Origin of the sequence: Nocardia sp. NPDC004860, from assembly GCF_040609015.1 — a bacterium.
GTDB lineage: Bacteria > Actinomycetota > Actinomycetes > Mycobacteriales > Mycobacteriaceae > Nocardia.
Window position 1 is genome coordinate 91,276 of the sequence record NZ_JBEXJI010000033.1, and the last position, 13,004, is coordinate 104,279.

Below are 13,004 nucleotides of genomic sequence, written 5' to 3' on the forward strand. Positions count from 1 at the left end.
GTAAGGGCCGCACACCCATCCGGGTGCGCGGCCCTTACGCGAAGTCCAACTACAGGTTGACCGGGTAGGTCGGTTCCTGGATCTCGGGCTTGATGCGGTTCTCGACGAAGATGCCGTGCCAGATCATGAAGACGATCAGGGTCCAGAGGCGGCGGCTGTGGTCGACCGGGCCGGTGCGGTGGGCCTCCAGCATGGCCAGGATGGCCTGCTTGTTGAGCAGGTGGTCGGTGCCGGACTCGGTGATCTGGGCGCGGGCCCAGTCGTAGAGCTCCGGGCCGCGCAGCCAGTGGCGCAGGGGGACCGGGAAGCCGAGCTTGGCGCGGTTGAGGACGTGCGGGGGCACGATGTCCGTGAGCGCCTGGCGCAGGGCGTATTTGGTGGTTTCCTTGGTGATCTTCTGGTCGACCGGGATCTTCTCGGCGACCTTGAAGACCTCGGGGTCCAGGAAGGGGACGCGCAGTTCCAGGGAGTTGGCCATGGTCATCTTGTCGGCCTTGACCAGGATGTCGCCGCGCAGCCAGGTGAACAGGTCCAGGTGCTGCATGCGCGCCACCGGATCCCAGTGGTAGCCCTGCATCGCGTAGATGGGGGCGGTCACGTCCTGGTGGGTCCACTCGGGGCGGAATTCCCGCAGCACCGAACGCAATTGGGCGTCGTTGAAGCTGCGGGCGTTGCCGTAGTAGCGCTCCTCCAGGGTGAGCGAGCCGCGGTGCAGCAGGCTCTTGCCGCGGGTGCCCTCCGGAATCCGGTCCGACAGCTTGCCCGCCAGCTTGCGCAGCGGCTTGGGCAGGAACTCGAAGGGCTTGAGCGACAGCGGTTCCCGGTAGATGGTGTAGCCGCCGAACAGCTCGTCGGAGCCCTCGCCCGACAGCACCACCTTGACGTGCTTGCGGGCCTCCTTGGCCACGAAGTACAGCGGCACCAGCGCCGGGTCGGCCACGGGTTCGTCCAGGTACCAGACGATCTCGGGAATGGCGGCCGCGTACTCCTCGGGGGAGACCATGCGGATGTAGTGCTTGGCGCCGATGGCCTCCGCGGTCTCGGCCGCCACGTCGGCCTCGGAGTAGCCCTGCCGCTCGAACGCCGAGGTGAAGGTCAGCAGGTTCGGGTTGTGCCGGATGGCCAGCGCCGCAATGGCGGTGGAGTCGATGCCGCCGGACAGGAACGCGCCGACGGTGACGTCCGCGCGCATGTGCTTGGCGACGGAGTCCTCGAGCGCCTCCGCGATCTCCCGGTACCGCTTGGCCTCCGAGCCCGCCGCGAACTTCTGCACCCGGAACTGCGGGTTGAAGTAGCGGGTCACCCGCGGGGTCTCGCCCGGCTCGACCCAGGCGTAGCAACCGGATTCGAGGCGGCGGACGTCCTTGTGCAGGGTCTCGGCCTCGGGCACGTACTGCAGCACCGTGTAGTGCTCGAGCGCGCGCGGGTCCAGGTCGTCGGAAAGCTCCAGCGCCGGAAGCAGACCCAGCAGGCTCTTCTTCTCGCTGGAGAAGGCGGTGCCGCCGGCGCCGGTGGCGATGAACAGCGGCTTGATGCCGAACGGGTCGCGCGCCAGGAACAGCTTGTTCAACTGGGTGTCCCAGATGGCGAAGGCGAACATGCCGCGCAGCCGGCTCGGGGCCTTGGCGCCCCAGTAGTGGAAGGCAGCCATGATGGCCTCGCCGTCGCCCTCGGTGCGGAACATCGGCTCATCGCCGAACTCCGCCTCGTGCGCCTCCTTCAGCTCGGCGCGCAGCTCGAGATAGTTGTAGATCTCGCCGTTGAAGGTCATGGCGTACCGCTCGGGGTTCTCCGGCGGACCCCAGCGCAGCGGCTGGTGCGAGTGCTCGATATCGATGATCGACAGGCGGTTGAAGCCGAAGATCATGCGGTCGTCGTTCCAGGTGCCGCGCTCGTCGGGACCACGATGGCGCTGGCAGTGCAGGGCCTCGTACACCTGTGCCGCGGTGGTTTCGACCGTCCGCCCATCCGGAGTAGTAGCCGTTGTAGCTGTCAGAAATCCGAGCAGACCACACACTGCGCCGAGAACCTCTTTCCGGGGTCTAGGGATTGGGGCGTACCCGTACGGGCACGCTGCACGCGAAACCTACTGCCCGAGTATGCCGTACCGGGGCGGATCATGCTCAGCCCGTATCCAACACCGAAATGTTCGCAGCCCGCCTCGGTCTGGACTGCGCTCCGCCTCCCCGCGCTTGTCGCGGAAGCCGGAGCGAAGCGGAGGAGCGGAGGAGGGAAGACCGAGGTGACAGGGCTGCGAACAGCCGGAGCGAAGCGGAGGCGAGTTGGACAGAGCGTGTCGAACGGGACCCCGTCACAACGGGGGCGGTTCTTTGGTCTACGCTGCGTAGTACTTGGGAAACTCTCAGGGTCGGTTGCGCGTTCGCGCGTATCCTCCCCGAGGTCCAGAACTGTGCTGAAAATGTGTCGCCCGGCGGAAGGGAGTCCGGGCGACGCGGTGTCGGAATGACGACCAGGAAGGCGTTGAGCGTGGCGCACAAGGCGAGCGAGGCGATAGGGGCACGACCCGCCCAGGGTCGGCGGGGCCGCATCCTTCGGCGGGCCGGGCTGGCGGTGTCCTTGGGGATGACCGCGATGCTCGTCTCCGGCTGCTCGATCGACAACGTTTGGCTTCGATTCGGCTGGCCTTCGGGCATCACGCCGCAGGCCACCCGGATGCGCGAGCTGTGGACCTGGTCCGTGCTCGCCGCCCTCGCGATGGGCGTGCTGGTGTGGGGCCTGACCTTCTGGACCATCGCGTTCCACCGCAAGAAGCCGAACTCCCCGGAGTTCCCGCGGCAGACCGGTTACAACGTGCCGCTGGAGCTGAGCTACACGGCGATCCCGTTCGTGATCATCGCCGTGCTGTTCTACTTCACCGTGGTGGTGCAGAACTACGTCCACGAGAAGGTCGGCAATCCGGATGTCACCGTCGACGTGACCGCCTTCCAGTGGAACTGGAAGTTCGGTTACCAGAAGGTCGACATGCAGATCGACGGCCAGCCCGCTCGGTACACCTTCGACGGCGTCGACCACGAGCGCCAGGACATGAACACGGACATCCAGGAGCGCTACAAGGAAGCGACCAAGGATGGCCACCCGCAGCCGGGCCCGAACAACGGCCTGCCCGCGAACGACATCTCGTACCTGCACTACGACAAGGTCGAGACCGTCGGCACCTCCAACGAGGTTCCGGTGCTGGTCCTGCCGTCCGGTAAGAACATCGAGTTCCAGCTGGCCGCCGCGGACGTCATCCACTCGTTCTGGGTGCCGGAGTTCCTGTTCAAGCGCGACGTGATGCCGAACCCGAAGCAGAACAACTCGGACAACGTCTTCCAGATCACCAAGATCGAGAAGGAAGGCGCGTTCGTCGGCCGGTGCGCCGAGATGTGCGGCACCTTCCACTCGATGATGAACTTCGAGATTCGCGTGGTGTCCCCGGCGGACTTCCAGAAGTACATGGACGCGCGGACCAAGGACCACAAGACCAACGCCGAGGCGCTGGCCAGCATCGGTCAGTCGCCGGTGGCGACCTCCACCAAGCCGTTCAACACCGACCGCAAGGCGCGCGGTAACGAACTCGCCGACGCCAAGTGAGGATGAACTGACATGAAGGTCGAAGCTCGCATCTTCGAACTGATCACGGTCTTCTTCGTGATCGTGGCCGTCGTGTACGGCTACTTCACCGGCCGCTCGCGCACCGGCGTCGAGTGGGCGGGTACCACCGCCATCGTGCTGTCGGCGGGGCTGGCCCTGATCGTGGCCACCTACTTCCGCTTCGTCGCCCGTCGTCTGGACCTGCGTCCCGAGGACTACGAAGAGGCGGAGATCGTCGACGGCGCCGGCGACCTGGGCTTCTTCTCGCCCGGCTCGTTCTGGCCCATCCTGCTGGCCGGTGCGGGCTCCATCGCCGCCCTCGGCTTCGCGTTCTTCCAGTTCTGGCTGATCGGCCTCGGCGTGATCTGCATCCTGGTCGCCGCCGGCGGCCTGGTGTTCGAGTACCACCTCGGCCCGGAAAAGCACTGACGTAGGTCACGAAGCGCCCCACTCGGAATCCGAGTGGGGCGCTTCGCTGTTCGTGCATGAGCCGGGAATGTGACCGGGGGAGAACGGGTTTCGGGCTCGCGGGGGTGCGAGTCCGGGAGACCGCCGGTCGAGCTCAGATACCCAGGGCGTGCTTGAGACGGGTGGTCCGCGGGGACATCGAGGTCAGGCCCAGGAGGGCTCGGGGGAAGCGGGGCTGGATGATTTGCGGCGGGGGGGTGCGGATGGCGGTTTCGATCCAGCGGGCGGCCTCGGCGGGGTCCAGGGTGGGGTTCTCGGGGCGGTAGGCGGGGGAGCCGGAGTCGAGTGTGAAGGCGGGGTACCGGACCGTGGTGACGTGGATGCCGCGGGGGGAGAGTTCGGCGTCGGCGCATTGGCCGAAGGTGGTCCAGGCGGCCTGCGCGCTGGCATAGGAGGCGAAATTGGGGGCGGCGCCGGTGTCGGCGCTCCAGGGTCCGACATTCACCACGTGGCCGGAGCCGCCCGCCAGCATGGCCGGCAGCAGGCCGAGGGTCAGGCGCAAGGGGCCGAAGTAGTAGGCGGCCATCATGCGCTGGTAGTCGCGGAAGCGGTCCAGGGATTGCAGCACCGGGCGGCGGGTGGGGCGGCCGGTGTTGTTGACCAGGACGTCGACGGTGTCGAACTCGGTGAGCAGCCACTCGACCAGCTGATCCACATCGCCGAGGGCGGCGATGTCGCAGCGGAACCAGTGGGCGCGGCCCCCGGCCTCGATGATGGCGGCGCACTCCTCGACCAGCTGAGAGCCGTTGCGCGCCACCAGGATTACCTCGGCACCGTGAAAGCCCAGTAGTCGCGCGGTCTCCCGGCCGATCTCGGAGCAGGCGTCGGTGACGACGATTCGTTTGCCCTCGAAGGGGCGTTCCCCCGCAAGGGATCCGGCGGTGCGGGGACGGCGGGCAGCACGGAATTCGATCATGGGACAGGCAACCTTCATCAGAGGATTGAGCATGAACCATGCACCGACACCCCGCCGACAGTGCCGATACCGCCGCCCCGCCAGGCTGCTAACCGATAGCTGGCAGTGCGGCGGAACACATTCTATTCGGTCGGGTCATAACGCCGGGCGCGTTCAGCGAGACAGATCTCGTCGATTGCGGACACGATGTCCCGCAACAGTTCCGAGGGCAGCGCCGCCGGCCGCAACCGGCAGGTGAAGGTGATGAAGCCGTGGTCCTCGTTGTCGAGTTCGCGCAGGTAGTGAGACCGTACGCCATAGGTCATGGCGGAGATGACGGTGAAGCAGCCGGTGCGCTCGCGGTGCCCGGCGAACAGGTCGTGCAGGCCGTGGAAGACCCGGGCGTAGGAGGACAGCGGCGCGAAAACCGAGACGCGGTAAGCCGGTCCGCGCTCGGAGGAGCTGATGACGGTGTCGGCCAGGTACTCGGCGTCGCGCAGGGTCAGCACCTTCGGAGCGAACATGAGCGCGCCGGCGGCGGCATTGCGGACCGGCATACCGGCACGACCGCCCGCGGATGCGGCGATGGCGCCCAGCGACTTTCGGGCGCGCGCGCCGACCTCGCGGCGGGCCCGCAGCGAGAGGTTGGGGGTGGTGGGGTGCAGACTCGACCACTGGCCGAAGCGCACGGTGCCCAGCTGCACGGTACCGGTACCGACCGGCCGGGCAACTTTCAGGGGCGCGGTGTCCACCCAGCGGCCCACCTGCAGTATGGCGTCACCCGGCGACTGGATCTCGCGGTAGGAGTGCTCCACCCAGGTGTCGAAGTCCAGGAACCGGTGCGCGTCGGTGGTGAGCCAGGTGCGGTCCTTGTCCACACTGGTGACCTCGAGCGTCAGCGCGGTGATGATCCCGGTGCGCCCGCCGCCGCCAAGGATCCGGCGGAACCGCTCCGCGTGATGGGTACGCCCGCAGGTACCGAAACGCCCGTCCTGATCGACGTATTCGAGCTCGGCCACATTGTCGCTGAACATGCCGAAGCGATGCGACGCCGCCGACAGCCCGCCCACCGCCGCGAATCCGCCCGCCGTGATGTCCCGGTGGTCGCCGACCACGGGCAGCCCGAGCCCGTGCGCGCCCAGCGTCCGGTCGATGTCGTAGAGGCGTGCCCCCGCCTGCACCCGTACCGTCCGGGCGTCGGCGTCCACCACCTGGACCCGGTTCATCTTCCGCAGGCTCAGCACGGTGCCCTGATCGGGCAGCGCGAGCTCGTCCTCCGGCCGTTCCCCGCCCCGGATGATCAGCGGTTTCGTCGAACGGCGTGAATCCCGAACGGTCCGAACCACATCCGCGGTATCGCGGGGCAGAAATTCGTCGGGGTGGGTGGAGACGGGCGTGCTCATGGCGCTACAGCTAACCACAGTCACGCGTATTGTGCTCGTCCTTGGACGGGCGTCCTAGTGAGCACTGCGCGGACACGCCGTGAACAGCGCGTTTTGGGTTGTGGGACACAGGTTCCCTGCGGGTTTGCGGGCAGCGTTTGTCGCCCCTCGCGCGTAGAGTCCGGGCCATGAGTTTCCTGGGCGGGATGTTCGGTTCGCCACGAAATCGGTTCGGCAAGAAGGTCTTGGAACAGGTGCTCGGCTACGAGGCCGTGGAGACCGCGCACTTCGACACCGAGGCGTTCGAGATCGGCTACCGGCTGAAGAACGGGTACGTCGCCAAGATGAACCTGGGCACGTTGTACCGCCGGTTCGACGGGAAGATCACCGCCGGCCTGTTCCAGGCCGTCGACAACCTCATCCTGCCGCCGGAGGCGCCGCAGGGCTGGAAGCAGGCGGCGCCCAGGCTGCGACCGGTGCTGCGGCGGGCCGGGTACGGGTCCGGGGCGATACGAGTCGGCGAACTGGAGGGGCGGGACCTGGTGCTCTCGCGTCCGGCGCTGCCGTTCCTGACCGAGATGGTGGTCATCGATCTGCCCAGCACCGTGCAATTCGTGACGAAGCAGGAACTGTCGAGCTGGGGCGTGGACGCGGAGCAGGTCTATGCCGTCGCGCACGCCAATCTCACCGAGCTGGCCATGAACACGCTGGAGGCCCTCGAACCGCCGCAGGGGATGCGGGTGATGGACTTCGTCGACGACGACGGCGAGAGCTATGTCGGTTCGCTGCCGCTGGTGGCCGGATGGCTCGAGGGCGTGCGGGCCCGAACCGACACGCGCCCACTGCTTTTCCTACCCGGGCACCTGGGCATGCTGGTCGTGCTGGGTGCGACGCCCACGGCTCTGCCGCAATTGCTGGCGCTGGCGGCGGAGCGGCTCGAGGGGGCGCTGCGACCGCTGTCCGCGGTTCCGTACACCGTCGACGACAATGGCGACGTGGTCCCCTTCGAGGTGGACGCGGACCATCCGGCCCATGGGCTCATCCGCCGCGCGCACGCGCAGCTCGCGGTGGGGGCGTATCACGCGCAGACCGAGCGGTTGCGCGCCGAGGCGGAGCGCGAGGGCGCGATCATGGAACTGCTGCACGTGCGGGCGCCCGACGGCAGCGAGTACACCATGACCTCCTGGACCGACGGGGTCACGAATCTGCTGCCCGCCGCCGATTTCATCTGCTTCGTCACCGGCGACGGCGATGTCTTCCGCGTCGCCTGGGAGGACGTGTCCGGGCTGGTGACACTGGAACTCGCCGCCGAGTACGACCCGCCGCGCTATCGCGTGCACGACCACCCGCCCGCCGAGATCATGACCCGCCTGCGTGCACTCGCCAGCTGACTCCGTGCCCTACAGGCAACTCGGTGCCCGACAACCGAATGGACGCGGCGGCGCGTCGGCGGTGTGGCGCGATATCGCCACGATTCTGTCAGCTCTGTCGGCTAGGGTCGCGGCGTGGACAGGGCGCAGCTGACAGCGGACATGGCCGACGGGGCGAGACCGGAGTTCCTCTTCTTCTGGGGGCACACCCGCACCCCCGGCCACGAGGTCGGCAAGTGGGTGCTCAGCCAGTGGTGGCCGGTCGAATTCAGCGTCGACGGCCAGAACTACGGCAGCGCAGAACATTTCATGATGGCCGAGAAGGCCCGCCTGTTCGGCGACGAGGACATGCGCACCCGCATCCTGTCCAGCGACACCCCCGCGGACGCCAAGCGGATGGGGCGCGCCATCTCCGGCTTCGACCAGGACGCCTGGGAAGCCCACCGCTTCGACATCGTGCTGCGCGCCAGCATCGCCAAATTCGGCCAGCACGACCAGCTCCGCGACTTCCTGCTCGCCACCGCCGGCAAGGTGCTCGTCGAAGCCGCTCCCCGCGACACCATCTGGGGCATCGGCCTGGGCGCCGACAACCCCTCCGCCGCCGACCCGGCGCGCTGGCGCGGCGAGAACCTGCTGGGCTTCGCCCTCATGGACGCCCGGGACGCCCTGGCCCCGGCCCGTCAGTCCTGACCGGCTCCGCGGTGGGGGAGGATCGGGGGATGGACACGCTGCGAAGTCGTGAGGTGTACGCGAATCGGTGGATCACGCTGCGGGAGGACGTGGTTCGGCAGGCCGACGGGGAGGAGTCGGTGTACGCCTACATCCGGAAGGCGGACTTCGCGATCGTGATTCCGTGGGATGGCGAGCGATTCCACCTGGTCGAGCAGTATCGGTATCCACTGGGGCGCAGGTGCTGGGAGTTCCCGGGCGGGGCGGTGGCGGGGGAGAGCGATCCGATCGCGGTGGCTCGGCAGGAGTTGCGGGAGGAGACGGGGTTGCGGGCGGGCCGGCTGACGGCGCTGGGGAAGGTGGCGCCCGCCCCGGGCACCAGCACGCACTACGGAACCGTGGTGCTGGCCACCGAGCTGACGGCGGGGCCGCACGAGCGGGAGCCCTCCGAGATGGACATGGAGTCCGCCTGGTTCACCCGGGACGAGGTGGAGGCCATGATCCTGGCGGGCGCGATCGTGGATGCCCAGAGTGTGGCCGCGTATTCCCTGCTGTTGCTGCACGAAAGGCGCGGCGGGCTGGGCTAGCCCCGGTCGGCGTGCTCGATGAGGCCCGCGACGACCTCGGGGAAATCGGCGGTGATCTGGGGGCCGATCTCGGGGCCGAGGGTGGCGGCGGCGGGGCCGGTGATCTCGGTGCGGTAGACGACGCGGGTGGCGCCGGAGGGCAGGGCGTCGAGGCGGTGCTGGGTCAGCACCTCGAAACCCTCGCCCAGGAAGACGTCGCTCCAGAGTTCGCCGTCGACGATCTCCACGAAGCGCAGCTCCACGGTGTCACCGTCCGGCGAGGTCATGCGGAAGGTGGTGCCGGGCGCGAAAGGCCCGTCCAGCTCGAAGGTTTCGATGCCGGGATTCCACTCGGGCCAGCGGCTCGGGTCGGACCAGCTGCGCCACAGCGCTTCCCGGGGCACGGTGGTCTCGGCGCTGTGTTCGTACTCCCACATGATCTCGTCCTCGATCGAAGTTCAGTCGGATAGACGGTTTATCACAGTCGAAACCCGAAGATCGGCTGAAGTGAACCGCGATCCCCCTTTGCGCCGTGCCGGGAATGGCGTTTAATCGGCGTCGCGGTCCACGCATCGAAGGGCCGGGGGATTGATCATGGATCGTATTGGTGCACACAACGATACGAAGAGTGATCGATATGCGCGGAAAACTCCGACCGGCACTGATAGTGGTCACCCTGCTCACGGCTCCCCTGGCGACCGGCCTGGCCACCGCTCACGCAGCACCTCTGGTGAGCGCCCACGCTGTGCCCGCGGCGGCCGTCACCGCGGCCCGCCACCACGATGGCGATCAGGATCAGGACGGGAACGGCGATCAGGACGGCTCCGGCGGCGGCCAAGGCGGATTCGGCGATCAGAACGGACCGCGCGACCAGGGTGACTGGTGGTTCGTCCACCACTGCATCCAGCAGCACGAGTGGTGGCAGCAGCGCTGCCGCCGCGACGGCCCCGGCATGTGGCACCGCGGTGACCCCCAGCCGAACGGCAGCTGGTAGTCCTCACCATTCGATACGGCCGTACTCCTCCTGTCCCCAGATGTGACCCCAGAACGTGCCGGTCGGGCCGTCGGCGGGCAGCGTCGCGAGGTGGACGCTGGGCTCGGCGCCCTGTTCGGCGGTGCGGAAACCGCTGTTGGCGTTGAGATCTGTCGCGGTGTAGCCGGGGTTGGCGGCGTTCACCTTGATGGGGGTGTCCTTCAGTTCGAGCGCGTACAGGACCGTCACCATGTTCACGGCGGTCTTGGACGAGGTGTACGGGATGGCCGAAACCATTTGCGACATGGGGCTGTTCGGATCGGTGCGGCCGGCCAGTGAGCCGACCTCGCTGGACACGTTGACGATCCGGGCCGCCTCGGCGCGCCGCAGCAGCGGCAGCAGGGCATTGGTGACGGCGACCAGTCCGAAGACATTGGTCTCGTATACGTGCCGCAGAGTGGCGAGGGTGCCCGACGACGGCTTGCCGTCACCGTCGAGGCCGCCGCTGATGGCGGCATTGTTGACGAGGATGTCGAGCCGTCCGAAGTCCGCTTCGATCTGGGCGGCCGCCGCGGCGATGGACTGCTCGTCGGCGACGTCGATCCGGATGAAGTGGGCGTCCGCGCCTTCGGCCCGCAGTTTGGCGGCCGCGGCCTGCCCGAGTTCGGGATTCCGCGCGCCGAGCAGGACGGTCACGCCGTGCGCGGTCAGCTGCCGTGCGGTCTCGTAGCCGATGCCCTTGTTGGCGCCGGTGATGAATGCGGTGATGGTCATGGGACGAGCATCACGCCGGGCGGGTTGCGGCGGGAGGCCCAACCAATACCACCCAAAATCGAGACGGCGGCCCACACTGGAGCCATGGCTGACAGAAGCGAACTCGCGGCCTTTCTGAAGGCTCGGCGTAATCGGCTGACACCCAGCGATGTCGGCCTGCCCAATGGGCTCAACCGCCGCGCCCTGGGATTGCGCCGTCAGGAGGTGGCGCAGTTGGCGGGGATCTCGGTCGATTACTACATCCGCATCGAGCAGGCCCGCGGCGCGAAGCCGTCGCGGCAGGTGCTGGCGGCGCTGGCCCGCGCGCTCATGCTGACCGTGGACGAGCGCGAGTATCTGTTCCGGATGGCCGGGGAGTCGCCGCCGGTCACGGCCGGGCCGCACAAGACTGTGCCGCAGGCGGTCCGGTCCATCCTCGACAACCTGGCGGCGCCGGCCTATGTGGTGGACGCGACCTACGAGGTGCTCGCCTGGAACCGGGCGGCCACGCCCTTCGTCGGCGATCTCGACACCGTGCCCGAGCACGAGCGCAATATGATCCGCTGGATGTTCCGGGAGGCCGCCGACCATCCGCAGTGGGCCGACGCCGAAACCCGCGACTTCGCCCGCGCCCTCATCGCCGATCTGCGCGCGGCCAATGCCCGCTATCCGGGGCATCCGGCGCTGGCCGCGCTGGTCACCGAACTGCTGGGCACGTCGAAGCGGTTCGCGGACATGTGGGCCGCCCACGATGTGGAGGTGCGCCGAATCCACCGCAAGCGCATCCGTCACCCGGAGCTCGGGCCGCTGGACTTCCACTGCCAGGTGCTGCACATCTCCGACACCGATCAGCGGGTCATCGTCTACTGCGCGACGCCGCACACGCGGACCGCTGCCGTGTTCCAGTCGCTGGCCGCCGCCACCGACCGCTGAAGGTTTGCCAACATTCGTTGGCCAACAAGTGTTGACATCACTTCGACCGGGTCGTACCGTCTAAATCAACAGACGTTGGCCAACGAATGTTGGCAGAGCCTCAGGAGTCGTCATGAACACCGTCCCCGCCACCGCCTCGGTCGTCATCGTGGGTGCCGGTCCCGCCGGGCTGACCGCGGGCATCGCGCTCGCCGACGCGGGTGTGAACGTGGTGCTGCTCGACAAGCTGGCCGAGGGCGCCAACACCTCCCGCGCGGTCGTCGTGCACGCCCGCACCCTGGAGGTGCTCGAGCAGTTCGGCGTCACCGAGACCCTGCTCGAGCGCGGAATCGTGGTGCCGCACTTCGTGATGCGCGACGGCGACCACGCGCTGGCCCGCATCTCGTTCGAGGGACTGCCCACCGCCTACCCCTACACCGTGATGATCGGTCAGGAATCGACCGAGGCGATCCTGCTGGCGCGCCTCGAGAAGGCGGGCGGGCAGGTGCACCGGCACACCGAGGTCACCGGCGTCGTCCAGGACGCCGACGGTGTCACCGTCTCCTTCACCGACGCCGACGGCGCCCCGAATTCCGTTCGCGCGGACTGGGTCATCGGCGCGGACGGCATGCACAGCCCGGTCCGCGAGGCCGCCGGGATCGGCTTCACCGGCGCCACCTACCCCGAGTCTTTCGTTCTCGCCGATGTGCGCATGACCTGGCCGGACCCGCGCGACGAGGTCTCCCTGCACCTGTCGCCCGAGGGGGTCACGGTCGTCGCGCCGCTGCCCGACCCGCAGCCCGACCGCTTCCGCATCGTCGCCACCGTGGCCGACGCTCCCGAACACCAGGATCTGGCCTATGTGCAGGCGCTGGTCGACGCCCGCCGGCCCGGCGCGCACGCGAAGATCGAGGAGATCGTCTGGAGCTCGCGCTTCCGCGTGCACCACCGGGTCGCCGACCACTACCGCGCCGGGCGCATCCTGCTCGCCGGGGACGCCGCGCACGTGCACAGCCCGGCGGGCGGCCAGGGCATGAACACCGGCATCCAGGACGCCGCCATGCTCGGCCGCCTGCTCGCCGCGGTGGTCGCGGGCGCACCCGAGTCCACCCTCGACGAGTACGAGCAGACCCGTCGCCCGGTGGCGCTGGGCGTGGTCGGCTTCACCGATCGCATGACCCGCATGGCCACCCTGCGTCCGCTGCCCGCGCGGCTGGTCCGCAACCTCGTCATCAGCACCGCCGCCCGCATTCCGGCGTTCCGCCGCAAGATGGCCTACCAGCTCTCGGAACTGGCCAATCGCTGACTGCCGCAGCATGATTCGGCGGGCCCCCCCCCCGGGGGGGGGGCGCCCGGCCGGGGGGGGTGGGGGGATAAGCCCGGGCGAGAACGGTGCCGGCCCGCGGAGCAGGGGCCGCGCGG

At 68.4% G+C, this 13,004-nt stretch carries 13 protein-coding genes; 8 read left to right on the plus strand and 5 right to left on the minus strand.

Translation table 11 applies throughout. The features are described 5' to 3' along the window. Positions 1 to 49 precede the first annotated feature (49 nt). Positions 50 to 2,017, minus strand: a complete 1,968-nt coding sequence (gene asnB, locus ABZV44_RS38300; RefSeq protein ID WP_354847807.1) for an asparagine synthase (glutamine-hydrolyzing) — start codon at positions 2,015 to 2,017, stop codon at positions 50 to 52. Positions 2,018 to 2,583: 566 nt separating this feature from the next. On the opposite strand from asnB, the gene ABZV44_RS38305 reads away from it, so the two are divergent. Both ABZV44_RS38305 and ABZV44_RS38310 read left to right on the plus strand, forming a co-directional pair. Next, on the plus strand, positions 2,584 to 3,594 hold the full coding sequence (locus ABZV44_RS38305) for a cytochrome c oxidase subunit II (protein WP_354847847.1): 1,011 nt from the start codon (positions 2,584 to 2,586) through the stop codon (positions 3,592 to 3,594). Between the two features lie 12 nt (positions 3,595 to 3,606). Next, a complete protein-coding gene (locus ABZV44_RS38310) occupies positions 3,607 to 4,023 on the plus strand; it encodes a cytochrome c oxidase subunit 4 (RefSeq protein WP_354847810.1) in 417 nt (138 codons plus the stop codon). Positions 4,024 to 4,156: 133 nt separating this feature from the next. Here the strand turns inward: ABZV44_RS38310 and ABZV44_RS38315 are convergent, their stop codons facing one another. Next, a complete protein-coding gene (locus ABZV44_RS38315) occupies positions 4,157 to 4,978 on the minus strand; it encodes an SDR family NAD(P)-dependent oxidoreductase (protein WP_354847813.1) in 822 nt (273 codons plus the stop codon). A 122-nt stretch (positions 4,979 to 5,100) separates the two neighbouring features. After that, positions 5,101 to 6,360: an FAD-dependent oxidoreductase gene (locus ABZV44_RS38320; protein WP_354847816.1), complete on the minus strand. Its 1,260-nt coding sequence runs from the start codon at positions 6,358 to 6,360 to the stop codon at positions 5,101 to 5,103. A gap of 167 nt (positions 6,361 to 6,527) precedes the next feature. On the opposite strand from ABZV44_RS38320, the gene ABZV44_RS38325 reads away from it, so the two are divergent. The 3 genes from ABZV44_RS38325 to ABZV44_RS38335 all read left to right on the plus strand — a co-directional run bounded on the left by ABZV44_RS38325 (position 6,528) and on the right by ABZV44_RS38335 (position 8,965). Then, positions 6,528 to 7,730: a hypothetical protein gene (locus tag ABZV44_RS38325; RefSeq protein ID WP_354847818.1), complete on the plus strand. Its 1,203-nt coding sequence runs from the start codon at positions 6,528 to 6,530 to the stop codon at positions 7,728 to 7,730. A 114-nt stretch (positions 7,731 to 7,844) separates the two neighbouring features. Beyond that, positions 7,845 to 8,399, plus strand: coding sequence for an NADAR family protein (locus tag ABZV44_RS38330; protein ID WP_354847821.1), 555 nt, complete (start codon positions 7,845 to 7,847; stop codon positions 8,397 to 8,399). 29 nt (positions 8,400 to 8,428) lie between these two features. Then, complete coding sequence (locus tag ABZV44_RS38335; protein WP_354847824.1) at positions 8,429 to 8,965, plus strand: NUDIX hydrolase; 537 nt, start codon at positions 8,429 to 8,431, stop codon at positions 8,963 to 8,965. Here ABZV44_RS38335 and ABZV44_RS38340 read toward each other — a convergent pair. Beyond that, positions 8,962 to 9,381: an SRPBCC family protein gene (locus tag ABZV44_RS38340; protein WP_354847826.1), complete on the minus strand. Its 420-nt coding sequence runs from the start codon at positions 9,379 to 9,381 to the stop codon at positions 8,962 to 8,964. The two genes, ABZV44_RS38335 and ABZV44_RS38340, sit on opposite strands and share 4 nt — an antisense overlap. 200 nt (positions 9,382 to 9,581) lie before the next feature. Between ABZV44_RS38340 and ABZV44_RS38345 the strand changes: the two genes are divergently transcribed. Then, positions 9,582 to 9,938 carry a hypothetical protein gene (locus ABZV44_RS38345; RefSeq protein ID WP_354847828.1) on the plus strand — a complete coding sequence of 119 codons (357 nt, stop codon included), beginning with the start codon at positions 9,582 to 9,584 and terminating at the stop codon, positions 9,936 to 9,938. A gap of 3 nt (positions 9,939 to 9,941) precedes the next feature. On the opposite strand, the gene ABZV44_RS38350 is transcribed toward ABZV44_RS38345, so the two are convergent. Further along, the gene (locus tag ABZV44_RS38350) at positions 9,942 to 10,691 is read right to left on the minus strand and encodes an SDR family oxidoreductase (RefSeq protein ID WP_354847830.1); all 750 of its coding nucleotides are present in this window, start codon (positions 10,689 to 10,691) and stop codon (positions 9,942 to 9,944) included. A gap of 84 nt (positions 10,692 to 10,775) precedes the next feature. On the opposite strand from ABZV44_RS38350, the gene ABZV44_RS38355 reads away from it, so the two are divergent. Both ABZV44_RS38355 and ABZV44_RS38360 read left to right on the plus strand, forming a co-directional pair. Continuing rightward, positions 10,776 to 11,603: a helix-turn-helix domain-containing protein gene (locus tag ABZV44_RS38355; protein ID WP_354847833.1), complete on the plus strand. Its 828-nt coding sequence runs from the start codon at positions 10,776 to 10,778 to the stop codon at positions 11,601 to 11,603. A 112-nt stretch (positions 11,604 to 11,715) separates the two neighbouring features. Continuing rightward, a complete protein-coding gene (locus tag ABZV44_RS38360; RefSeq protein WP_354847836.1) occupies positions 11,716 to 12,888 on the plus strand; it encodes an FAD-dependent monooxygenase in 1,173 nt (390 codons plus the stop codon). Positions 12,889 to 13,004: the final 116 nt, after the last annotated feature.

Coding starts and splice junctions, on each gene's coding strand:
- ABZV44_RS38315 (WP_354847813.1), bottom strand. CDS start 4,978: ATGATCGAATTCCGTGCTGCCCGCCGTCCCCGCACCGCCGGATCCCTT.
- ABZV44_RS38345 (WP_354847828.1), top strand. CDS start 9,582: ATGCGCGGAAAACTCCGACCGGCACTGATAGTGGTCACCCTGCTCACG.
- ABZV44_RS38305 (WP_354847847.1), top strand. CDS start 2,584: ATGACCGCGATGCTCGTCTCCGGCTGCTCGATCGACAACGTTTGGCTT.
- ABZV44_RS38310 (WP_354847810.1), top strand. CDS start 3,607: ATGAAGGTCGAAGCTCGCATCTTCGAACTGATCACGGTCTTCTTCGTG.
- ABZV44_RS38335 (WP_354847824.1), top strand. CDS start 8,429: ATGGACACGCTGCGAAGTCGTGAGGTGTACGCGAATCGGTGGATCACG.
- ABZV44_RS38355 (WP_354847833.1), top strand. CDS start 10,776: ATGGCTGACAGAAGCGAACTCGCGGCCTTTCTGAAGGCTCGGCGTAAT.
- ABZV44_RS38360 (WP_354847836.1), top strand. CDS start 11,716: ATGAACACCGTCCCCGCCACCGCCTCGGTCGTCATCGTGGGTGCCGGT.
- ABZV44_RS38325 (WP_354847818.1), top strand. CDS start 6,528: ATGAGTTTCCTGGGCGGGATGTTCGGTTCGCCACGAAATCGGTTCGGC.
- ABZV44_RS38350 (WP_354847830.1), bottom strand. CDS start 10,691: ATGACCATCACCGCATTCATCACCGGCGCCAACAAGGGCATCGGCTAC.
- ABZV44_RS38320 (WP_354847816.1), bottom strand. CDS start 6,360: ATGAGCACGCCCGTCTCCACCCACCCCGACGAATTTCTGCCCCGCGAT.
- ABZV44_RS38340 (WP_354847826.1), bottom strand. CDS start 9,381: ATGTGGGAGTACGAACACAGCGCCGAGACCACCGTGCCCCGGGAAGCG.